The 566-nt window shown below is 44.5% G+C and carries 1 protein-coding gene; it reads left to right on the forward strand.

What is annotated here, in order from left to right; all coding sequences use genetic code 11:
- Positions 1-566 (forward strand): TRAP transporter substrate-binding protein (locus tag A3756_RS04695; protein WP_197481168.1); only part of this gene is annotated, 566 nt, incomplete at both ends.

The following is a 566-nucleotide window of genomic DNA, read 5'->3' on the forward strand; positions in this document are numbered from 1 at the left end:
ACGAATTGTGAACGAGCTAATGGCTGATGGCTTGGCTGAGGAGTTCACTCGACGAGGTGTTTATCCAGCACATGTTATGCCAGTGAGACCTCTAAGCTTAATGAGCAAAACACCTATTCGTAGACCTGAAGACTTAAAAGGCAAAAAGGTGGTGTCATTTATGAATGCGCCGGGTGCGGCAGAAGACTTAGGCTACTCTGTTGTTCGTATTCCGTTTCCAGAGATCTATTCAGCCCTACAGCAAGGCGTGGTTGATGCAATCGTTTGGGTTGATATGGGCTTTATTCCTTTTAAAATTTATGAGCAAGCCAAGTACTATACAGAGTTGAATATTGCACCAACGACCATTGAGACTTGTATGAATCGTCGTAGCTTTGATCGGCTGAATAAACCAACCAAGCAGTTACTGTCGGACTTTCAGCAGAAATTGGCTTTGGCTGTTGTGCAGCGCACTGAAGAATTTGCACAAACTGCACAAAATACCTTGGCCGAGCAGGGTGTTGAAATTATAAAGTTTAGTGAGCCTGAGCAGCAAGCATGGGTCAAGGCATTTCAGCCAACTGTTA

The sequence above is a fragment of the Oleiphilus sp. HI0086 genome (genome assembly GCF_001635225.1).